This window comes from Levilactobacillus angrenensis (assembly GCF_003946085.1).
GTDB lineage: Bacteria > Bacillota > Bacilli > Lactobacillales > Lactobacillaceae > Levilactobacillus > Levilactobacillus angrenensis.
Window position 1 is genome coordinate 34,768 of the sequence record NZ_RHOB01000003.1, and the last position, 21,054, is coordinate 55,821.

Consider the following 21,054-nt stretch of genomic DNA (forward strand, 5'->3'; position numbering starts at 1 on the left):
ATCCTTCTGGGCTGGATATGAGAAAGTAGCTGTACCCCTCAGAAATGGGGAGCAACGCAAAAAAGCCTGGACCATCCAGCCCAGACTCTTGCACGTGACTTCTTCCATTAACTAGCGACGCTGACTACGACTCGCGCGTACTCTCACGCAACATCAGCTCAGTCCCCACAGTAACCAACTGTGGCGTTGTCCGACCGGTCTGCAAGCGGTTTTCGACCAAGTCCACCGCCGTTGCGCCGAGCAATTCCGTGTTCACGTGCACACTACTCAACTCAGGGAACACATACTTGGCAATCGTCGTATCGTTAAAGCTAAAGAGACTCACCCGTTGTGGCACATCAATGTTATTTTCATGTAAGGCCTTGAGGGCTCCGGCGGCCATCGGGTCGTTGGTCACGAAGAAAGCCTTGGGCAACCGATCGCCTAGCTGGGCAATCGCCGTTTGCATCTCCTGGTACCCCGAGTGATTCGTGTAATCACCGGTAAAAGTCAGCTCAGAATCAAAGGCTTGACGCGCCGTCATTTCCCGCTTAAAGGCCTTGTAGCGGGGATCCGTCACTTCTAATTTTCCATCCGTGGTCCATTCAGAACCGTACAACAGGCCAATCTGGTCATGACCCTGCTTGGCGTAGAAATCAATCACTTGTTCCACGGCGAACCGGAAGTCTGTGACCACACTGTCGTAACCGTGGCACAGCTGATCTTGGTCCACAAAGACCAGGTTCGGCGTCAATTGGGCCAGGGCGCTGACCTGCTGATTGCTGAATTTACCAATAGCCACAATGGCATCGACGTCCGGATCGATGGCGGACAGGTCATTTTGAAAAGTCCGAGTCGCCAAGATACGCCGCTCCTCACAGCGCTTCTCCAAGCCCAACCGAATCGACATGTAGTACAAATCATCCAGCTCTTTGGTTTTCGAATACCACTGGACGATGGCAATCTTCAACTGCTTGCTAGGTGTGACCGTGCGGTGCTTCATCTTAGTGTAATTCAGTTCTTCTGCGACCTCGAAAATCTGTTTACGAGTCGATTCACTCACCGATAGCGTCCGGTCATAGTTCAAGACCCGGGACACCGTGGCCAGTGAAACCCCCACAGAATTGGCAATATCCTTTAGCGTGGCTGCGATTGCCATCACCCCCTTCTTCTTATATTTTAGCATAGACGTCACATGGGGTTGATGCCGCTCGGCACGGCTACTGCCACACCCAGCCACGACAACCCCATGGACAAGAATCTCAATTTAATTCACGTTAGATTTGGGCAATGAACTTGTCCAAGGCCGCTTGGCCCGTTGCGTCACGTTTGAAGACGCCGGCATCAGCCAGAACTCGGGCAAAGACGTTACCAATTTCTTGATGCAAGACCTCAGTGACGTTCTCTGGCGTCAACTGGTGGTTTTGCTTGATTTCATCGGCCCAAGCCTTATGCATGTCCGCAATCTCGTTAGGTTGGTCCAGCAGGTACTTGGTGACCTCGGCCATTTCCGCCTTCAGCCGTGCTGGCAAAATCGCGCGACCCATGACTTCAATCAAGCCAATATTTTCCTTCTTGATGTGTTGCACATCCTGATGCGGATGGAAAATGCCATCGGGGTACTGCTTCGACGTCTGGTTGTCTCTCAGGACTAGGTCCAAGACGTAATCGTCGCCGTCACGATAAGCGATTGGCGTAATCGTGTGGTGACGCGTATCACCCGTGTAGGCTCGCACATCAACGGATTCATCTGAATAACCGATCCAGCTGTTCAATACCTTAGTAGCGGCATTAATCAGGGGTTCCGGTTGACTCCCGGTCAGCCGGATATCAGTCATTGGCCAAGCCACGACTCCCGCAGTGACGCCGGCAACACCGAGGTCAATCTTCCGGTCGATCGGTGCCTTCATCATTGGGAAGGTGTGCTTGCCACCTTGGTAGTGGTCATGCGTCAACATCGAGCCACCCACGATTGGCAAATCAGCGTTACTGCCGACGAAGTACGTTGGCAACGTCCGCACGATTTCCAACAGGTTGGTAAACGTATGCTGGTTGATGATCATTGGCCGGTGTTCCTTAGCCAAGAAGATGGCATGTTCAGAGAAGTAAGCGTATGGCGAGTATTGGAAGCCCCAGGTCTCGCCACCCAGCGTCATCCGGATGATCCGATGATTGCTCCGGGCAGGATACCCCAAGCGACCTTCATACCCTTCGTTGGTCATACATAACTGATCCAACGGGTAGCTGGTACTCTTACTCTTCAAAGCAGCGGCAATTGCCTTGGGGTCCTTTTCTGGCTTGGACAGGTTGATGGTGATTTCTAATTCACCAGCTGGTGTCTTGGCTGGAAAGACCACGTTTTTGGCAATGTTACGCGTCTTAATGTAGTTGTTAGCTTGGCTTAATTGATAGAACCAATCCGTCGCCTTGCTGGGACTGGATTGATACCGATCCCAAAAACCGCGGTTCACTGCGGATGGCAGTGGCGTCATGAAGTTCATCAAGTCGGCTTCCAAGATTTCCTTGGGACTTGGGGAGTCTTCAATCTTGCCGTTGGCAACCGCCGTTTCGATCATGGCGTTGACCAGATCGATGGGTTCATCGGACGCCGCCGCCCGAGCCACGCCATCGCCAATCAAGGCAAAGATGCGGTTCGTGACGTACTGCCGGTCCAACTCCGTGTAAGGGGCTGGGGAGGCAACAACATGATCAATGAAAGTTTGAATTGTGTCTTTAGCCATTTTTACTTCGTCTCCCGATCATTGTAACCTTGTGGATGCGTTTGCTTCCAGTTCCAGGCCGTACGAATAATGTCTTCCACGTTGTCAAATTGTGGTTGCCAGTTCAAGACTTCACGGGCCTTGTCACTAGCGGCAATCAACGTGCTAGGGTCGCCGGCACGCCGAGGGGCCATTTTGGCAGGGATTTCCTTGCCCGTGACCTTCCGTGCGGCTTCCAGCATTTCCTTGTTAGAGAACCCAGTTGAAGACCCGAGGTTGAAGGCATTGCTGTCATGACCGGCCTTCAGGTATTCCAAGGCTAAAATGTGGGCATCGGCTAAGTCAACGACGTGTACGTAGTCACGGACGTTGGTACCGTCTTTAGTTGGGTAATCGTCACCGAAGATCGACAATTCCTTGCGTTCGCCAGCAGCGACTTGCAAGATGATTGGGACCAAGTGGGTTTCAGGATGGTGGTCTTCACCAATGCTCCCGTCTTCCTTCGCACCGGCAACGTTGAAGTAGCGTAAGGCCACAAACTTGATGCCGTAAGCTTGGTCGGACCAGTGCATGATCTTTTCCATCATTAACTTGCTTTCACCATATGGGTTGGTTGGAATTTGGGGATCCGTTTCCTTAATTGGAATCTGTTTAGGTTCGCCATAAGTAGCGGCCGTCGATGAGAAGACAATGCGCTTAACATTGTGCTTGTTCATGACTTCCAGCAATGAAACCATGCCGGCCGTGTTGTTGTCAAAGTACTTCAATGGCTTTTCCATGGATTCTGGGACCACGGAGAAGGCTGCGAAGTGAATAACCCCTTCAATATCTTCCTTATCAAAGACGTCGTTCAAGAACTTTTGATCCCGGACGTCACCTTCGTAGAAACGCGCCTGCTTGTTCACTGCGGCCCGATGTCCCGTGACCAAGTTGTCGACAACGGCAACATCGTAACCCTTTTGTACCAAACGATCTACGGCGTGAGAACCGATATAACCGGCACCACCTAAGACTAAAACTGTCATTGATCAATTCCTCCTCAATTATGTAACATTGCGGACCGCTTACGCACGGTGCCGCAATGTAAGTTTAAACTTGTTGATTATTTGTGTTAAGCCCTGGTGATTAGTTTAGCGACGTTAATGCGTGCTACCTAACCGCCCTGCGTACCACGCTTATTTCGTTAATTCCTTCGGGCCGTCCGCAATTTCAGCGACGTAGAATTCTGCCTTGTGGCCGATGGTCTCTTCGTAGACCTTGCCGACCTTTTCTTCAAAGTCCTTAACGTTTTCCTTCTTAACGATGGCAATCGCACAGCCACCGAAGCCGGCACCAGTCATCCGGGCACCTAAGACGCCAGGTTGTTGCCAAGCGGTCTCAACCAAGGTATCCAGTTCCTTACCCGTAACGGCGAAGTCGTAGTTCAAGGAAATGTGGGAAGCGTTGACCAAGTGGCCAAAGCTTTCCAGGTCATTGTTTTGCAGTGCCTTGAAGGCCTTCAACGTCCGTTGGTTTTCGAAGACGGCGTGACGCGCACGCTTGATCAAGGTTTCGTCATTGATCAGGTAAGCGTTTTGGTCGAATTGGTCTTCGTTCAAGTCACCCAAGGTCTTGATGTCCAATTTCGTTTGCAAGCGACGTAAGGCTTCTTCACATTGGGCCCGCCGTTCGTTGTACTTGGAGTCGGTCAGTTCCCGACGCTTCTTGGTGTTCATGATAACGACCACGTTGTCGCCTAATTCTAGCGGTGCGTATTCGTAATCCATGGTGTTGGTGTCCAGCAAGATGGCCTGGTCTTTCTTACCCATGCCAATCGCAAATTGGTCCATGATTCCGGTGTTCAAACCGAAGTAATCATTTTCAACTTGTTGGCCGACCTTAACCATTTCAACTTCATCCAACTTCATGCCATAAGCGGCGTGAAGAATTTCGCCCATCAACATTTCCATAGAAGCGGATGAGGATAAGCCGGAAGCATCTGGCAGGTTCCCATGAACGAAGAGGTCAAAGCCATGGTCGATGGTTAAGTTTTGTTTAGCCAGCTCGAACAACATCCCCTTGAGATAGTTGGCCCAGTTGTCAGCCTTGTCAAATTCCAAATGGTCCAGTGAGAACGTCAACATCCCGGCGTCCGGCACGTTAGCCGAGTAAACGCGGAATTGTTTGTCATCACGCGCTGAGTAAGCGGCGTAAGTTCCCATGCTGATGGCAGCTGGGAAGACGTGACCACCGTTGAAGTCGGTATATTCACCGATCAAGTTGATCCGACCGGGGGAGAAGAACACCCGTTGTGGTGCGACATCAAATTTTTCTTGGTATTCAGTTGCTAAGCTGGCGAAATCCATGGCGATTAACTCCTTAATAAATTTTTAGTAAAACTTTACTGTAATTATCATAGTCGCTTTACGCGGCATTGTCAACGATTTTGTGAAGCGCTTTCTTACTGGTTCTGCCTGGCATCTAAGCACCCCACCCTACACAAAAGCCCCAGGCATTTATCCTGAGGCTCAATTTTAACTAGTTGGTAGAATCAGCCTTTTCTTCAGCTTCTTCTTCAACCTTTTCTGTTTCCAACTTGCTTTCCAACTTCTTAACGATTTCCGCGTGACGCTTTTCAGACAAGGTAACCTTGAATTGGTAAATCAAAGCAGCCACAACCAACAGAATCATTGGCATGTAGAAAATGAAGGAGTGGAAGATAAACATTCCGTGGGCGGTAATATCACTAGGCTTAGCGTTACCCGTCATCCCCGCGTGAACGGCGGCGATAACAACGATCCCAGTGGAGAAGGCCCCGGCTAACTTATCGATCAATGGCCGAACTGACAGCGTAACGGATTCGTTCCGCGTGCCGTTCTTCCATTGCCCGTATTCCACACTGTCGGTGATGGTCATCAAGGCAGCCAAGAAAATCATTGGGTATGGGAAGAAGAAGATGGCATCGGCAATGTACATCATGATAGTGCTGTCACCAGCAAAGTTGAACAGGATGTAACCAACTAACATCATGCAAATCCCACCGACGTAAACGCCACGCCGCGTAATCTTGGAAACGATGATTGGGAACAGTGGGACGGAAACAATCCCCAGAATGGCGGTAACCACCCCAATGACACTGTAAGCAGCCGCGTTACCAATGACGTAACGGAAGTAGTAGATCAACAGTGAGTTCGTAACAACATAACTCAAGGCAAACAGTAAGTAAGACAAGCCTAACCACATCAATTGGTCATTTTCACCAATGACCTTGAAGACATCGCGGAACCGCGTCCGTTCGGTGTTTTCCCGAATCAGACTCTTTTGTTCCTTGGTCCCAAAGAAGGTGGCCAAAGCCCCTAACAGAGAAACCAGCCCGATAACCGTCGCAAAGCCTAACCAACCGGCACGGGTCTGGGTACTACCATGAGTCCCAGAGAATTGTTGTGAGAAGTAGATAACCAATGGGGTAACCACAATGATGACCCCTTGAGAACCTAAGGTAGAACCGAAACGACCAACCGTCCCGAACTTGTTACGAACCTTAGTATCAACACTCAAGGCTGGTAACATGGACCAGAACGAAATATCTTTGAATGAATAGAAGATATCCATGATGACGAAGACGATTCCGAAGACCAGGAAGTAAATCGAGGTGTTGGAGTCCGCTAAGCCAAACAGGCTAGAGAACATCAGAATCAAACCGACGGAACTCACAATGGCCCCAGCCAGCAACCACGGTTTGAACTTCCCCATCTTGGTGTCGGTGTTATCGACCATCCCACCAATCATCGGGTCAAACGCGATTTCAATCAACCGAATAACCACAACCATCGTGGTAACGATTCCGGCTTCAGCCGCTGAACCTTTACCCACGAACAAGGCACTGGTAACAAAAATAGCAAAATAAGTATTAAGTGTTGCGTAGAAGGCATCGTGTCCGAATGCCCCTAAAGCATATGAGAGATATTGCTTAATCATTGTGTTCTTCCACACCTTTCAACGGGAAACTAAGCTAACAATTAACGGTCACCAGTAAAGACTAGTGGTACCGGCGTTCAATGATCTTGGAGAGAACGTCTTCCCGTTGTTGGGCCTTAGCCATATCAAACTGGGATTCTTCCAGCTTGTTGAAGTCTTGCGCTAATAACGTGGCTTCCAAATAGAGGGTCAGTTGCCGCTTAATGTACAACTTGTTTTCCTCATCGGGATATTGCGCGTTACCACCCAAAACAGCCGCAGCGAACTTCGCGGGGTCTAACGTAATCTTGTCATTCTTAGCCATTTTGAAACACCTCTGATTTCTAAAATAGAATAATAACAAATTCGGTAAAATCGCACTTAACTTTAACTAAAATGTAAGCGCTTTACAATCATTATTCTAAGGACTCGTCCGGATAAATGCAACCTTTTTCATTGTGAAAAGAGTTCTAAATATCGCGAAATCATGCAACTGTAAGTGATTGCAACCGGTTGTCTTTTTTCTAATAAAAAATTTAGTAAAGGTCGCGTTAAATCACGAAGGTTCCCGGGTTTTGCGGTTGTCGTGTGTTCTGCTAATTTTGAAAACACTTGTGAAAATCAGCTAGAAACATTGTCACCACGCGACTGATGGCGTAAAAATTAGTCGTTTACAGCATCCTAGTGAAGACTGACCGCCTACCGTCCGCCAACTATGGGTTGGAACGCGGTGGGCGGACCGGAAGACCGCTTCTCAGGCTGAAGGTGTTCCCCATAGCAGGCGGAATCTCTGGCTGACGCAGGCCCCTGGTTTCACTAGTTTTAGTGAACAGAACACTGTTGTTCCGGGAACTACCGGGTTAATGCTATTTTCAGACTCTAGTTGTAAACAAAAAGCAGCCAGTAGGAATGGTCCCACTGACTGCCCTCAACTCATTCGATTTAGTTATTTAACGGAATCCACGTACTGCTTCAAAGCCGTTTCGTAGCCGGCTAAGCGCTTTTGAGCTGCAGCATCCGTTTGGTCACTGGTCCCGATGTAGAACTTGACCTTGGGTTCGGTCCCGGATGGGCGAATGCAAATCCAGGTGCCGTCGCTTAACCAGTACTTCAAGACGTTGGACTGCGGCAGATCAATGGTGCTGGTCGTGCCATCGGCTTCAGTCTTAGTGCTGGTCGAGAAGTCTTCGACCGTTTCAATCTTGCTGTCGGCAAAGGACTTCGGCGCATTTTCCCGGAATTCGCTCATCAAGTGGGCCATCTGGTCGGCCCCATCGACGCCTGGGAATTCCTCAAACGTGGTCTTTTCGGCAAAGTAGCCGTAGGTCGCGTAGAGTTCTTCGATCCCGTCATAAAGGGTCATCCCACGTTGCTTGTAATCGGCAGCGACTTCGGCCAACAACACCGTGGATTGAATGGCATCCTTGTCGCGGACAAATGGCTTGATCAGATAGCCGTAGCTTTCCTCAAAGCCAAACAGGAAGGTGTGGTCGCCGGACGTTTCGTATTCGTGAATCTGTTCAGCAATAAACTTGAAGCCGGTCAAGACGTTCTTCATTTCCACGCCATAGGCCGCGGCAATCTTGGTTGCCAGTTCGGTCGACACGATGGACTTGACCACGCGGCCGTTAGCCGGCAATTGGCCAGCTTGCTTGCGAGCCTTTAAGATGTAGGCCAACAAAATCGAGGCAATCTGGTTCCCCGTCAACAGTTGGTACTCGCCATCGGGTTGTCGGACAGCGGCGCCCAACCGGTCGGCATCGGGATCGGTGGCGACTAACAGGTCAGCACCCTCCTTTTTCCCAAGGGCAATCGCCATGTCAAAGGCCTGAGCGAACTCTGGGTTCGGGAATGGCACCGTTGGAAATTCAGGGTCGGCAATCGCTTGCTCCGGCACCATGGTAAAGTTCTGGAAACCGGCTCCCCGCAAGGCGCGTTCACCGATGACTTTCCCAGTCCCGTGCAGTGGCGTGTAGATCAATTTCATGGTCTTCCCCACGGATTGGACCAGGTCATGGTTGATGGTGACGCTCTCAACATTTTGCAAATAAGGTTGGTCCACGTTTTCACCAATGATCTGTAGCGTCTTGTTCGCGCGCAAGGCTTGTTCATCCGCCACGGCAATGGCGAAGACGTCCTTAGCTGACCGCACGAAATCCGTGATCATGTCTGAGGCCTTCGGTGGCATTTGCCCGCCATCGGGACCGTAGATCTTGAAACCGTTGTATTGCTTCGGGTTGTGGCTGGCCGTGATCATGATGCCCATGGCCGTGTGCAGGTGCCGCACAGCAAAGGACAGTTCAGGCGTTGGCCGCATGTCGTCGAAGACAAAGCTAGGGATGTGGTGTGCGCCCAAGACGTGGGCTGCTTCATGGGCAAATTCGCGAGAGTGGTACCGGGAGTCAAAACTAATGGCTACCCCTTGTTGCTTAGTGGCGTCGTCCAAGGTGTCCAAATACCGGGCAACCCCTTCAGTCGCTTGCCGCACGGTGTAGACGTTCATTTGCCCAATTCCAGGGCCCATGACGCCGCGCATCCCCGCAGTTCCGAAGCTCATTGGCGCACTAAAAGCCGCCTTCTTGGCGCTGTCGTCATTAGCGATGGCGTCCAAGTCATGCTTGATGTAAGGAATCATCGTTGGTTGTTGTTGCCAAACTTGATAATTATCTTGCCAACTCATTGTTCAATCTCTCCTTGTTTTTAATGTTCATTAATTTAATTCTAAATGGTGAAACCAGTTGCCGGCGACAGCCACACCCCATCATAGCATGCTCTCAGTCAATCCCAAATCAGGAGCGACCGTCACCAGCCAAATCGTTAACTCGCTTAGCCACCGGTGGTGTTCCCCATAGCAAGCGGAACCCTGGCTGACGCAGGCGCCTGGTTTCACTAGTGAGGCTTTAAGCGCCTCCAGAGACCGCTCTTTGGCTCTGGGGGTTGCCCCACAGGGTGGAGCTACCTGGCTGCTGAAGCGATCAGTCGCGGATGACGTTTATTTCCGCACGTATTGGTAACTGATGAAATGCGTGACCGGTTGGTTGGCGGGTAAGATGACGTCGCCGAAGTCGGCATGGTGAATCGCATCCGGCAAGGTCTGGGCTTCCATGGCCAGCGCGTTGTAATCCCGTGCATCGGCCCGCTTGGCATCCGTTGGGTTGGCCGTGAAGACCACTAACCCATTGCGGTCAGAGAAGACTTGCACTTCGCGGTGGCCAGCTTCATCACCGACCGTGGCGATTGGCGTGTCCTTGCTAGGTTCCACCACAAAGGCGTCATCGTATTCGACCTGTCCCGTTTGATGCAACTGGTCCAAGCCATCCTTGATGGTCCGCGGCTGACTGAAGTCGTAGCCGGTGCCGGCCGTCTTAGCCATTTCGCCCGTAGGAATCTTTTCGCCGTTCAAGACCAAGCGCTTGTCACCAGACAGCTTCAACCATTGATCATCCAGGCTGTGTTGGCCATCAGTGACGTTGAAGTAGGTGTGAATCGTCGGGTTGAACAACGTCGCGGCGTCACTCTTGGCGTCAAAGGTGATGTCCAAGCGGTTTTCTTCCGTCAAGGTATACGTAATGGTCGTGTCCATGGTGCCAGGATACTTGTCGTCGGCTTCCGTGGATGTATGGGTCAGAACCACGCTGGCCGTATCAGCCGTCTGGGTCGTCGTGGCGTCCCAGTTAGCAAAGGTAAAACCGTGGGGGCCCCCGTGACTGGCGTTAGGCTTTTCATTTTGGTCGAGGTGCACGGTCTTACCGTCCAGGTCAAATTGCGCACCGGCGATCCGGCCAGCGACCCGGCCCAAGGCTTGGCATAAGTAGTACGGGTTGTGATCGTAGCCCTTTAAGTCCGGCAGGTTCACGATCAATTGATGGGTCTGACCATCTTCAACCACGCTAAATTCTTGCAAAGTCGCCCCCCAAGTCAGGATGGCCACGCGGGTCCCCTGCTGGTTGGTCATTAAGTATTTCGTGACTTCTTGCTGGTTCAACGTCCCAGCGACACTCTTCGTAATTTCCATAAATGTTGCACCTCCATAATAGAATCCGCTTTCATTGTAACCTAACTGCGGCGCGAGCACCAACATTTTTACTAAATTTTTCTAGAACTTTTACCAATAGTCATGCCTGGCAAGAATCCATTTTATTCCCATCAGGAATGATGAATATTCAACAATGATAAACTTTCACTGGACTTATCAATTGATTATTCGCTATACTGGCCTCAATCGTGCAGAACTACACAATTCGTGTTCATAAGGAGGAAATATTTATGCCATCTACAACTGCTGCCGCCGAGAAGCTTTTGCTTCAAATGGTTGACGACTATACGCATCGGGAAATCAGTCCCCAAGATATGGCAATGGACGCCGCTGGTGACTTCCCTGAAGGATTTCTCGCCAAGCTGACCGAGACCGGATTTCTCGGCATCATGTTACCCCAAGAATTCGGTGGTGCTGGCTTTGGCCCCGAAGTTACGGCGACGGTCTTGAACCACATCGCTCGGGGTAACGCTAGTACAGCAGTCACCCTGGAAGGTCATTTCAAGACGATCGATCAAATCTTAAAGTACGGGACGCCCGCCCTGCAGCAACAATTACTGCCCAGCGCGACGGAACGCATCTTTGCCTTTTCCATGACCGAAGCTTCCGGGGGCTCCAACCCGATGGGCATCAGTTCCACCGCAACTCGTGAAGGAAATCACTGGGTCTTGAACGGTGATAAGATCATGATCACCAATGGTGGATTGGCTCAGGTCTACTGTGTCCTAGTCAAGACCGCACCACAAGAATTATCCGTCTTCGTGGTCGACCAAGACATGCCTGGTTTTTCCTTTGGGAAGCGTGAAGACTTCATTGGCTTACGCGGAACGCCGGTCGGTGAAATCGTGATGGACCATATCATTGTCGATGACGACCATTTGTTGGGGAAAGTCGGCGACGGTGGACTCATCGGGGATTCTGCCCACGACGACGCGCGCATCCTCATGGGGGCCGTTTTGACTGGCATCATGGAACACGAATTAAAAATCGCCACTGACTATGCGAAGGAACGCAAGGCCGGCAACACGCCATTGACCGACCTGCAAGTCACCCACCGCAAAGTGGCCGACATTGCCTTACGCAAGGAAACGACCAAATTGTTATACCAACGCGCCGCACAACTCAAGGCCGCTGGGCAACCGTACAGTGAAGAAGCCGCAATGGCCAAGGCCCACGGCTCCCGCGCGGCTGTTAGCGCCGGTGACGACGCCCTCCAAATTTTGGCCGGTTATGGCTACAGCCGTGAATACCCGGTTGAACACCTGATCCGCGACGCCCGCGCCATGGAGATTGCCGAAGGAACCGTCGAAAAGATGCGTTCCGCCATTGCCACCGCTGAATTTAACAAATAGGAGGTTCCCCATGAAAATTGTGGTTTGTATCAAACAAGTTCCTGAAACCAACGACGTCACGATCGACCCGGTCACCCACAACTTGGACCGGCGCGGTCTGGCGGGCGTGATGAATCCTTTTGACAAAAACGCCATTGAACTGGCCCTAACCTTAAAGGACAGCCGCGACGACGTGCAAGTTGCCCTGCTGACCATGGGGCCCGACGATTACGCCGAATCCCTGCGTGAAGGCATGGCCATGGGTGCCGACGAGGGCTACCTGTTATCCGACCGGGCCTTTGCCGGAGCCGACACCTTGGCTACGGGCTACGTGATTGCCCAAGCCTTAAAGAAAATTGGCGATGCCGACCTGATTTTATTTGGCCGGCAAGCCGTCGATGCCGATACCGGTCAAGTCGGCCCAATCGTCGCTGAATTCCTTCACCAACCGCAGATTACTTACGCGGCCAGTCTTCGGCTCAGTGGTGCCAACGAGGTCACGGCCGAACGCTTACTGGAAGACACGAAACAGACGTTGGTAGCCCAACTACCCGCCGTCGTCAGTGTCCGTAGCGAGCTCAACACACCGCGCTACCCCACACCGCGTAACATTCAATTGAGCTTTGCCAAACCACTGACCGTTTGGCACCATGACGACCTTGACCTTGACGATTCGCGCTTGGGCCAAGCTGGCTCACCAACCATCGTCACTAAGGTCTACGCGCCAGAACCCGTCAAACGCAAACTGACCCCACTGACCGGGACGCCAAGCGAAGCGGCCAGTCAACTGATCACGGCTCTGAAGAACCGGCAATTAATCTAAGGAGGAAGCTGCTATGTCAAAACCAGAATTATGGGTCATTGCGGAACGCCGCTTAGATCACGTGGAATCCACGACCCAACAATTGATTACGAAGGCTAAAAGCTTAGCCGGCGACCATTTCAACGTCGTGACTATCCTGTTGGAGGCCACCACCGACCATTTGGAAGATGAACTCAGCGCTTACGGCCCCGATGAGATTCGCATTGCCCGCGACGACCGCTTCCCAACCGCCACGGACGCCGAACTCGCCGACGCCATCAAGCAGTTGGTCGACCAATACCAGCCTAACTCGATTCTCTTCGGCGCCACCATCACCGGTCGTTCAATCGCTCCCCGGCTTCAAGCCAAGCTCCAGACCGGTTTAACGGCCGACTGTTTGGACCTGCGTTTCGATGACGAGACCTTGGTCGCCACCAAGCCTTCTTACGGGGACAATATCATGTGCGAAATCATTTGCCCAGACCACTTACCGCAAATGGCGACGGTCCGGCCCAACACCTTCGTGGCAACGCCGGCAGCTGGGGCGGCTACGGTGACGGACAGTCCCGTGACCTTCCACCCCGTTGACCGGCTCCAAGTCACGGCGGCCACCCCCGTGGTCAACACGGCCACGACGGTCGGCGATGCCACTCGCGTTGTCGCTTTAGGCCGCGGTGCCGCCAGTGCTGCCACCATCGACAGCGCCACAAAATTAGCTGAAAAGCTTGGCGGTCGCATCGGGGTCTCCCGGCCATTAACGGACCAACCCCGGTTCACTCACGACGACCAAATCGGCCAGAGTGGTAACACCATTCATCCTGAACTGATCGTCAACTTCGGAATCAGTGGCGCCGTGCAATACTTGGTCGGCATGCAAGATTCCCAGACCATCGTTGCGGTCAACGCCGATGAAAATGCCCCTATTTTTGACGTCGCAGATTATGGCTACGTCGGGGATGCCCAAGCGTTCATGACGGCTCTGCTGGCCCAATTCAACTAAGTTTAGATAAATCACCACGCGACTGGTGACGTAGAAATCAGTCGTTTGTAGCATCGTAGTGTGTACTGGTCGCCTACCGTCCGCCAACGATGGGTTGGGACGCGGTGGGCGGACCGGACCGAGCCTGAAAAGCGGTCTCGGCCTCGCTTTGAGCCGGCAACCCGCGTCTCAAAGACGCCAGTTGCCTAAGCGGCATGAACCGCGCCGCTAAGGCAACTCCCACGGCTGAACCCATAGTTGGCGGACTCTCGGCTACTAGCGTGCTTGCCAGTAAAAGTCGGCTTAGCCCCAGGTGGCAGCTGATTTGGCAATGTTTTTTCAACTGACAAACGCTGCTGATAATCGCTAACCCGCCGGAGGCAGTCACTAGAAGACTACTCTTTGGCTGAAGGTGTCCCCCATAGCAGGCGGAACCTCTGGCTGATGCAGGCTCCTGGGTCCACTAATTTTAGTGAACAAAACACCGCCATTCTGGGAAGTACCACGTCAATGCTACTTTCTTTAGATGACAATTAAAAACGGTAGACGAACAAGCTCAGCGCTTAGCCGTCTACCGTTTTTTTGCGTTTCCAAGAGATTTCTGTTCGTGCTGAAGCCGCCTCAGTTGTCAACCCACCAGTGGCACCAACAGATTACCAACTACAATCAGGGGAGCGGCCAAAAACGCCAGTGCCCCCGTCACAACACCCCTGGCTGTTCGGGTGCCTCTGGGGACCTGCGGCGACTGCACTTCCCGTTGCCACCGCCGGACTTGGCTAATGGCCCACGGAAAGGTCAGGTAGCAGCAGACCCAGTACCAGGCCACCTCATTCCAAGCAAACAGCGCCGGACTCAGTGCCAGACGCCCCGTCAACCACAACACCCCGACCAATAAGGGCAAGGCCTCGGCGTATCCCACCAGGTCGTGGTGAAGCGCTGGGCTTAACTGTCTTGACGTTCGCAACGCCATCACCTTCTTTGATACCCCCCAGCATAGTCCCGCTTGCCTGAATTGCCAGCGTTGTGAAACGGCGAGTGACGGTTCGTTTAGTGAACAAAAAAGCCCAGGCACTAGGCCCGGACTCAGCGTAAAACTTACATTTTCAACAAGACTTGCAACAGTTCTCGGGCCGATTCGTTCAGCTTGTCTTGGGACTTGTCATTGCCCAAGTGGGTATAGATTTCACCCACGTAGACATCGTCGTGGAACAGCTGGTCAAAGACGGCGTCAATCACCGGCTTAGTGGCTGCTTGTTCTTGGACGGGACCAAATGGGTTGGCGAAGAACGTCGTGCTCATCCCCACTTCATCCGTAGTGCCCAACGCCTTTCGTTTGCCAGCCACGAAGGTCGCCTTAGCGGATTCTTGGTCGGTAAACCGGTGAATGCCAATGGCGTCGTCGTAGTTGTTGGCGTAGACCCACATGTCAATTTCGTGATGTGCCACGATGCGTGACCAGGTGTTGGCCGGGATGATGACCCGCGCGTTCTTTTGTTCAGGGTTCATGTATACCCCACGGTCCATGTTGTTGAAGGCCACTTCGCTACTCAAGTCATCCAAGCGGACGAAGGCGCCCGTTTCCGTGCCTTGCGCGTAGAGCTTGCCGTCAGCCAGCGTGAAGCTACCCATGTCGTCGAAGATGGTTTCGATATTGACGATTTCTTCATCGGCCACATTTTGCAGCGCCTCAATGGATTCGGACTTCCCGGCCCCGGAATCGCCGAAGAAGACCACCGTCTTGGTTTTCCCGTTGGCGAAGGTAATCTTGACCATTGAGCCGTGGATTGGCAGCTTCTTTTCCGCAATCATGTGGAGGTTGTGCAACGTCAAGCACATCTTCTTCATGTAGCCGAAGTAAGTCGTTTGGTCGTTGTACGGCACTTGGCCGACGTAGATGCCGTTGGCGGCGTCGTAGAAATAGTGCCCGTTTTCCGGTTGGTCATCACTAGCCACGCCAGGCGTCCCAAATAACAGGACCAAGTCGGGCTTTTGCCCAGCGATTTCCTTGCTGTCAGCTAACTGGAACAAGTTGGCCAGTGCAATCCCGGACGCCAAATAATCCCGGTGGAAGTAAATGTACGCCAGGCTTTCACCAATCTTAGCGGGATAACAGAACCAATCGTCCTCGGTCCCCTGGAAGTTGGCCAGCGGGTTGACTTTGGTCGCCGTGAACAGGCCCTTACGCTTGTTACTCTTGGTGTGCACCATCATTGGCGGCCGTAACATCAAGCGGCTGATGAAGCGAATATTCTTGAGCTTTTCGTAGCCGGCAGGTTCTGGCCACTTGACCTGTTCTAACAGGACGCACGCACTGGACCCAGCGCTGATTTGCCGGTAAACGTGGTTGGCATGCCCTTGCAGTTTCTCTTCGATGGTCCGGTACAGCCGAATCACTAAGTCATTAAAATGTTGGTCGATCGTCATAAATTCGCTGCTGACCACATCGTTTTGCCGGACCGTCATCGTGGCGACCCGCAAATACGTCCGGTAGTACGAATACAGGTCTTCGATGCTAGCCAAAATTTCGGTCGCCGGAAACTGACTGTAAGCGTCCGGATGATCAGTCAAAATCGCCTTGACTGTGTTCAAATACGTTTCCGGTGAGACCAGGTTGAACGTGGCGGCCGGATCCGCGTCGGCGGGCACCTTATCGCGTTGTTCATCCAAGAACAGCCGCACGAAGCTGGCGAGCTCCTGGCTATTGACCAAATCAAAAATACTGGTAATGAAGCGGGCGTTATAGTTGAGCACCGCCACACTCCGGTCCGGGTTCGCGTAAAACGCGGCTAAATCAATCGGTTTCGGTGTTTGCATGCAAAAACCCCTTTCAAATTATGTACATCTATCAGTGCTGACCAGCTGGCAACCCAGCGGTCGTGAAATCTGCCAAGACTAACCGGCGATGACCTTAATACATCATTCTAGCCTAAATCCGTCTCGGTGGGAAGCAACTTCGTAAGAATCGGCTAGCCTTAAAATGTACTGGCCGGTCAAGACCGCTCTGTGGCTCATCTTGACGCCCGCCGCGTTCCAGCTCATCTCTTGTGAACGGCAAGGCCGCCCACCATACCGCCGTCATCGTCTACTTTTGCCCCGCTGATTGAAAGACCCGGAACAGCTCACGCAAGGTCTCATGTTGCGGATTGTCCGCACGGTACATGGCGTAAATGACCCGCAAATCCTCGGGGACGTTGACCGGAATCTTGACGACATCGAAGGCCTCTAAGTACAGCGTGTCCGCAACCAACCCGACAGCCGATCCCGCTTGGACCATCCCGGCGATTGAGATTTCATCGGGATAAGCCGCGTCGACCTGTAGCCGGTCGGCCACGCCCTGCCGGTGCAAGGTGCGCTGAACCTTTTGCCCAATCAATAGGTCTGGCGTATAGGTCAACACCGGATACGCTGCCAGGTCCGTCAAGTCCAGCCGTGGCTTAGTGGCGAGCGGATGGTCGGGCGCCACGATGACGATGAAGGCCTGCTTGAGTAACGGCTGATACAACACCCCGGCCGCCCGACTGTCCGTGGCAGCGATGCCCAGGTCGTATTGCTTAGCGGCCAACCCCGTCTGGATCTTTTCGGTCGTCACACTGTGGAGTTCAAAACGGACCTGTTGGGTGTGGGCCTGTTCGAATTGATGTAAGACCCGCGGTAAATAGGTCCCAATCACCGTGGGGATGCAACCGACTCGCAACGTCACCGGCTGCGTGGCATGGGCCGCCTGCAACCGAGCCACCCCGTCGTCCAATGTCTGTAAGCTTTGTTGGACCACTTGCAGGAGTTGCCCACCTGTGGACGTTAGCACAATGTGGCGCCCCTGTTTGACAAATAACGGCAAATCTAACTCGTCTTCTAATTTATGAATCGCGGTCGTCAGACTCGGTTGACTGACCCGCAACTCTTGGGCCGCCTGGGTATAGTTCTCCAACCGCCCGACACATTCAAAGTAACGTAATTGATTTAGGTTCATGTTCGCCCCTCTGTTCTATCTTTCACAATCTATAGACATAGACTATGAATCGTTGACCAATCGGTAGTGGTATTTTTCCCTCTTCCACTCTAACATAAAGGGCGTAGAAAACGTTTTCTAATTCGAACTTATTCATCCATATTCTATTCAAGGCGGTGTTTTATCATGGAAGCAACTCACACAACTCCAGTCTCTGGCCACCGACGGCTTATCTTTACCGCGGCCTTTATCATCATCTTCTGCTGTTCTGCATCCGCAGCGTTTTCTGTCTTCGCCGACACCCTGGTGAAAGCCACCAGTGCCACGGCCTCACAGGTTGCTTTGACCCTGACCATCTACCAATTCTTCATGGCAGCCTTCGGAATTCTGTCCGGTCGCATCATTGACCACTCCTCCCCCAAACGACTGATGTATGTCGGCGGCTTTATCTTCGGCCTCGGCTGGTTTCTCGGGGCCTTTGCCCACAATATTTGGTTCCTGTACTTCTCTATCGGAATCTTGGCCGGCAGTGGCAACGGCCTACTCTACAACCCTTCACTACTGACAACCTTGAAATGGTTCCCCGAAAAGCGCGGGACGATTTCCGGCCTGTTGTTGGGCGCTGCTTCACTCGGGCCGCTGGTCTTAGCGAAGGCTGGTGCTTGGCTCTGTGATTCCATGGGCGCCAATGGCCTAATGCCGATTGGGATTGCCTACCTAGCCTTGATTTGGTTGGTCGGCTGGTTAATGGCTTCTCCCGAAACACCGACCCAAGACACGGATCAACCCGCACCGGCCACGACCGGCAAGTCCCCTAAGCAAATGATGGGGTCATTAAACTTCTGGCTGTTACTCTTACTGTTTGCGATTGCCTGCACGGCCGGCATCATGTTGATCGGGTCGTTGTCCTCCATCGCGCAGATTCAGCTCCAACTGACCCCTATCGTGGCGGCAAACTTCGTGGTCGTCAACACCCTGGCAAACTTCTTCGGTCGAATGATCACGGGGCGGGCCGTGGATAAATTAGGTGAGACTCGCACGTTACTGGTCATCTTATGCCTGACTATCATCGGCCTGGCTGGTCTGCGTTTGGCCACCAACATTGCGGTCTTCACTATCTTCTTGATTATCCTGGGGGCCTCCTTCGGGGGTGTGCTGGTCGTCTTCCCAACCTTGACTGGTAAGACGTTTGGGCAAAAATTCTCTGGCACTAACTATGGCATCATGTTCTTCGGCTACGCGATTGGGGCGCTGATTGGCCCGCAAATCGCGACACTCTCCATGAATGCCAGCGCTGGGACTCACGCCTACTACGGCTCTTACTTAGTTGCCATTGGCGTAGCCGTTATTGGGATTCTGATCGACCTGTACCTGATTCACCAAGGCATCGGCAAACATACACAACCCGCAACGGATTAAGCGTGAGTTGGCGGAGAAGTTAAGTTGAAAATAATCACAAAAGGAAGTAATCTCATGGAAATTGATGGACATACCAAATTAGTGGGCCTGATCGCCCATCCAGCAGGACATTCTAAGTCTCCTGCCATGCACAATGCGGCCTTTGACCTGGACAATATCAACGCGCGCTTTCTGGCATTTGACGTTGAACCAGACCAACTCCCCGCTGCCGTCAACGCCCTGCGCGCCTTTAAAATGCTGGGCGCCAGCGTCTCCATGCCGTTCAAGCAAGCTATCATTCCGCTTCTGGACCACCTCGACAAAACCGCAGAACTGGTCGGTGCCGTCAACACCGTGGTCAATCACGATGGCGAGTTGACCGGCTATACCACCGATGGTATCGGCTTCGTGGAGGCATTGAAAGACGACGGCGTACACTTGACCGGCCAGACTATGACACTGGCTGGCGTCGGTGGCGCTGGGACGCCAATTGCGATTCAAGCGGCCCTCTCCGGCTTAACGACGCTCAACGTCTTTAACATCAACGACCCGTCCGTGGCCAACGCCAAGAAAATCGTGCAGATCATCAATGATCAGACCGATTGCCACGCGACCTTCTATCCACTGGAGGACCGGGACCAATTTAAACAAAAGCTCAGCGAGAGTGACGTCTACACCGACGCGACTGGCCTGGGGATGGGCAAATTGGTCGACCAAACCTTGGTGGACGACCCCAGTTGGTTCCACCGCGACATGACGGTCTTTGACACCGTCTATGCGCCGAGCGTAACCAAGCTGATGGGCGTGGCTAACCAAGCTCACGTGGCCCACGTCATCAATGGGCAAGGTATGCTCTTAAACCAAGGGGCCGCGGCCTTCAAGTTGTGGACCGGGCAAACGATGCCGTTAAAAGATATGGTACTTTAGAGGAGGAAAAACACATGGCAGATTGGCTAGGATTAGCAGAAAAAGTTTGTGTCGTCACCGGCGCGGTCGGTGGTATGGGCACTAAAATTTGTGAGGCGCTGGCAGGCCAGCACGCCACCGTCGTCGCCCTGGATATGGATCAAGACAAAACGGCGGAACTGGTGACCACCCTGATTAATGATTATCACATTGCCGGACTGGCCGTTACCTGTGACGTGACTAAGGAAGCCAGCGTCCAGCGCGCCGTCGATCAAGTTAAAGATACCTTTGGTCACGTCGACGTGGTCATCAACACCGCGGGCATTCTCAAGTTCGACCCACTGGAAGACCTGGACTACGCCACTTGGAAACAAGTGCTGGACGTTAACCTAAACGGCTACTACCTGATTACCCATGAATTCGGTAAGCTCATGATTGCCCAAAAGCACGGCACCTTCGTCCACATCTCGACGGTGGCCAGCGACATCCCCGAAACCTACAGTGGCGCCTACAGCACCAGTAAGGCTGGCGTCAACATGCTCTCCAAGCAGGTGGCGGCTGAATGGGGAATGTTCGGCATTCGCAGTAACGTTCTCGAACCGTGCCTGGTCAAGACCCCGATGTCAGCGGCCTTCTACGCGGATCCAGAAGTAGAAAATGGCCGCAAGTCCCTGACCGCCAGCAAGCGGATTGGGACCACCGATGACATCGCGAACGCCATCTTATTCTTGGCCAGCGACCGCTCCAGCTACATCAACGCAACCGGCCTCGCCATTGACGGTGGCTTCAGTGTGATGATGCAAAACCAAATTCCTAAGCCCGGCGGCCGCCGTGGCTTTGCGGAAACCCATTAATCAAATAGCAGTCGAAATCCCGTTGATGTTGGTAGCGATGCCAGCATTAGCGGGATTTTTGTTTGTACCCAAAATTAAGAAAAGAAGGTTAATAATCATGTCACAACATATTTAATATTGGACCTCCCCCTCCCAGTGGCGTATAGTATTCTCAATACATACGA

Annotated in this window: 17 protein-coding genes; 6 read left to right on the top strand and 11 right to left on the bottom strand. The window is 52.6% G+C overall.

The window, feature by feature from the left end; translation table 11 throughout:
- Window positions 1-124: 124 nt before the first annotated feature.
- From EKM83_RS02055 to EKM83_RS02090, 8 genes are all read right to left on the bottom strand, one after another.
- The gene (locus EKM83_RS02055; RefSeq protein ID WP_125574981.1) at window positions 125-1,138 is read right to left on the bottom strand and encodes a LacI family DNA-binding transcriptional regulator; all 1,014 of its coding nucleotides are present in this window, start codon (window positions 1,136-1,138) and stop codon (window positions 125-127) included.
- 118 nt (window positions 1,139-1,256) lie between these two features.
- On the bottom strand, window positions 1,257-2,720 hold the full coding sequence (locus tag EKM83_RS02060) for a UDP-glucose--hexose-1-phosphate uridylyltransferase (RefSeq protein WP_125574982.1): 1,464 nt from the start codon (window positions 2,718-2,720) through the stop codon (window positions 1,257-1,259).
- A gap of 2 nt (window positions 2,721-2,722) precedes the next feature.
- Window positions 2,723-3,724, bottom strand: a complete 1,002-nt coding sequence (gene galE, locus EKM83_RS02065; protein WP_125574983.1) for a UDP-glucose 4-epimerase GalE — start codon at window positions 3,722-3,724, stop codon at window positions 2,723-2,725.
- Window positions 3,725-3,874: 150 nt separating this feature from the next.
- Window positions 3,875-5,044 carry a galactokinase gene (locus EKM83_RS02070; RefSeq protein WP_125574984.1) on the bottom strand — a complete coding sequence of 390 codons (1,170 nt, stop codon included), beginning with the start codon at window positions 5,042-5,044 and terminating at the stop codon, window positions 3,875-3,877.
- 172 nt (window positions 5,045-5,216) lie between these two features.
- Window positions 5,217-6,656 carry a glycoside-pentoside-hexuronide (GPH):cation symporter gene (locus EKM83_RS02075; RefSeq protein ID WP_125574985.1) on the bottom strand — a complete coding sequence of 480 codons (1,440 nt, stop codon included), beginning with the start codon at window positions 6,654-6,656 and terminating at the stop codon, window positions 5,217-5,219.
- Between the two features lie 61 nt (window positions 6,657-6,717).
- Entirely contained in the window at window positions 6,718-6,960 is a 243-nt protein-coding gene (locus EKM83_RS02080) for a hypothetical protein (protein ID WP_125574986.1), read from the bottom strand.
- 621 nt (window positions 6,961-7,581) lie between these two features.
- Complete coding sequence (locus EKM83_RS02085; protein ID WP_125574987.1) at window positions 7,582-9,315, bottom strand: phospho-sugar mutase; 1,734 nt, start codon at window positions 9,313-9,315, stop codon at window positions 7,582-7,584.
- A 312-nt stretch (window positions 9,316-9,627) separates the two neighbouring features.
- The gene (locus EKM83_RS02090; RefSeq protein ID WP_125574988.1) at window positions 9,628-10,650 is read right to left on the bottom strand and encodes an aldose epimerase family protein; all 1,023 of its coding nucleotides are present in this window, start codon (window positions 10,648-10,650) and stop codon (window positions 9,628-9,630) included.
- Between the two features lie 251 nt (window positions 10,651-10,901).
- On the opposite strand from EKM83_RS02090, the gene EKM83_RS02095 reads away from it, so the two are divergent.
- Genes EKM83_RS02095 through EKM83_RS02105 form a run of 3 tightly spaced genes read left to right on the top strand, consistent with a single transcriptional unit; the run spans window position 10,902 to window position 13,804 of the window.
- Window positions 10,902-12,023 carry an acyl-CoA dehydrogenase family protein gene (locus EKM83_RS02095; protein WP_125574989.1) on the top strand — a complete coding sequence of 374 codons (1,122 nt, stop codon included), beginning with the start codon at window positions 10,902-10,904 and terminating at the stop codon, window positions 12,021-12,023.
- A gap of 10 nt (window positions 12,024-12,033) precedes the next feature.
- A complete protein-coding gene (locus EKM83_RS02100) occupies window positions 12,034-12,825 on the top strand; it encodes an electron transfer flavoprotein subunit beta/FixA family protein (RefSeq protein ID WP_125574990.1) in 792 nt (263 codons plus the stop codon).
- A 13-nt stretch (window positions 12,826-12,838) separates the two neighbouring features.
- The gene (locus tag EKM83_RS02105) at window positions 12,839-13,804 is read left to right on the top strand and encodes an electron transfer flavoprotein subunit alpha/FixB family protein (protein ID WP_125574991.1); all 966 of its coding nucleotides are present in this window, start codon (window positions 12,839-12,841) and stop codon (window positions 13,802-13,804) included.
- Window positions 13,805-14,411: 607 nt separating this feature from the next.
- Here the strand turns inward: EKM83_RS02105 and EKM83_RS02110 are convergent.
- The 3 genes from EKM83_RS02110 to EKM83_RS02120 form a co-directional block, all read right to left on the bottom strand.
- Window positions 14,412-14,747: a hypothetical protein gene (locus tag EKM83_RS02110; RefSeq protein WP_125574992.1), complete on the bottom strand. Its 336-nt coding sequence runs from the start codon at window positions 14,745-14,747 to the stop codon at window positions 14,412-14,414.
- A 131-nt stretch (window positions 14,748-14,878) separates the two neighbouring features.
- Entirely contained in the window at window positions 14,879-16,597 is a 1,719-nt protein-coding gene (locus EKM83_RS02115; protein WP_125574993.1) for a phosphoenolpyruvate carboxykinase (ATP), read from the bottom strand.
- Between the two features lie 268 nt (window positions 16,598-16,865).
- Window positions 16,866-17,753 carry a LysR family transcriptional regulator gene (locus tag EKM83_RS02120; RefSeq protein WP_125574994.1) on the bottom strand — a complete coding sequence of 296 codons (888 nt, stop codon included), beginning with the start codon at window positions 17,751-17,753 and terminating at the stop codon, window positions 16,866-16,868.
- A 165-nt stretch (window positions 17,754-17,918) separates the two neighbouring features.
- On the opposite strand from EKM83_RS02120, the gene EKM83_RS02125 reads away from it, so the two are divergent.
- The 3 genes from EKM83_RS02125 to EKM83_RS02135 are packed head-to-tail and all read left to right on the top strand — an operon-like array spanning window position 17,919 to window position 20,890.
- The gene (locus tag EKM83_RS02125) at window positions 17,919-19,151 is read left to right on the top strand and encodes an MFS transporter (RefSeq protein WP_125574995.1); all 1,233 of its coding nucleotides are present in this window, start codon (window positions 17,919-17,921) and stop codon (window positions 19,149-19,151) included.
- A 54-nt stretch (window positions 19,152-19,205) separates the two neighbouring features.
- Window positions 19,206-20,057: a quinate/shikimate dehydrogenase gene (locus EKM83_RS02130; protein ID WP_125574996.1), complete on the top strand. Its 852-nt coding sequence runs from the start codon at window positions 19,206-19,208 to the stop codon at window positions 20,055-20,057.
- Between the two features lie 14 nt (window positions 20,058-20,071).
- Entirely contained in the window at window positions 20,072-20,890 is an 819-nt protein-coding gene (locus EKM83_RS02135) for an SDR family NAD(P)-dependent oxidoreductase (RefSeq protein WP_125574997.1), read from the top strand.
- Window positions 20,891-21,054: the final 164 nt, after the last annotated feature.

Excerpts from the sequence above, each read along its gene's own strand:
- EKM83_RS02055 (WP_125574981.1), bottom strand. The coding sequence starts at position 1,138 with ATGGCAATCGCAGCCACGCTAAAGGATATTGCCAATTCTGTGGGGGTT.
- EKM83_RS02060 (WP_125574982.1), bottom strand. The coding sequence starts at position 2,720 with ATGGCTAAAGACACAATTCAAACTTTCATTGATCATGTTGTTGCCTCC.
- galE (WP_125574983.1), bottom strand. The coding sequence starts at position 3,724 with ATGACAGTTTTAGTCTTAGGTGGTGCCGGTTATATCGGTTCTCACGCC.
- EKM83_RS02070 (WP_125574984.1), bottom strand. The coding sequence starts at position 5,044 with ATGGATTTCGCCAGCTTAGCAACTGAATACCAAGAAAAATTTGATGTC.
- EKM83_RS02075 (WP_125574985.1), bottom strand. The coding sequence starts at position 6,656 with ATGATTAAGCAATATCTCTCATATGCTTTAGGGGCATTCGGACACGAT.
- EKM83_RS02080 (WP_125574986.1), bottom strand. The coding sequence starts at position 6,960 with ATGGCTAAGAATGACAAGATTACGTTAGACCCCGCGAAGTTCGCTGCG.
- EKM83_RS02085 (WP_125574987.1), bottom strand. The coding sequence starts at position 9,315 with ATGAGTTGGCAAGATAATTATCAAGTTTGGCAACAACAACCAACGATG.
- EKM83_RS02090 (WP_125574988.1), bottom strand. The coding sequence starts at position 10,650 with ATGGAAATTACGAAGAGTGTCGCTGGGACGTTGAACCAGCAAGAAGTC.
- EKM83_RS02095 (WP_125574989.1), top strand. The coding sequence starts at position 10,902 with ATGCCATCTACAACTGCTGCCGCCGAGAAGCTTTTGCTTCAAATGGTT.
- EKM83_RS02100 (WP_125574990.1), top strand. The coding sequence starts at position 12,034 with ATGAAAATTGTGGTTTGTATCAAACAAGTTCCTGAAACCAACGACGTC.
- EKM83_RS02105 (WP_125574991.1), top strand. The coding sequence starts at position 12,839 with ATGTCAAAACCAGAATTATGGGTCATTGCGGAACGCCGCTTAGATCAC.
- EKM83_RS02115 (WP_125574993.1), bottom strand. The coding sequence starts at position 16,597 with ATGCAAACACCGAAACCGATTGATTTAGCCGCGTTTTACGCGAACCCG.
- EKM83_RS02120 (WP_125574994.1), bottom strand. The coding sequence starts at position 17,753 with ATGAACCTAAATCAATTACGTTACTTTGAATGTGTCGGGCGGTTGGAG.
- EKM83_RS02125 (WP_125574995.1), top strand. The coding sequence starts at position 17,919 with ATGGAAGCAACTCACACAACTCCAGTCTCTGGCCACCGACGGCTTATC.
- EKM83_RS02130 (WP_125574996.1), top strand. The coding sequence starts at position 19,206 with ATGGAAATTGATGGACATACCAAATTAGTGGGCCTGATCGCCCATCCA.
- EKM83_RS02135 (WP_125574997.1), top strand. The coding sequence starts at position 20,072 with ATGGCAGATTGGCTAGGATTAGCAGAAAAAGTTTGTGTCGTCACCGGC.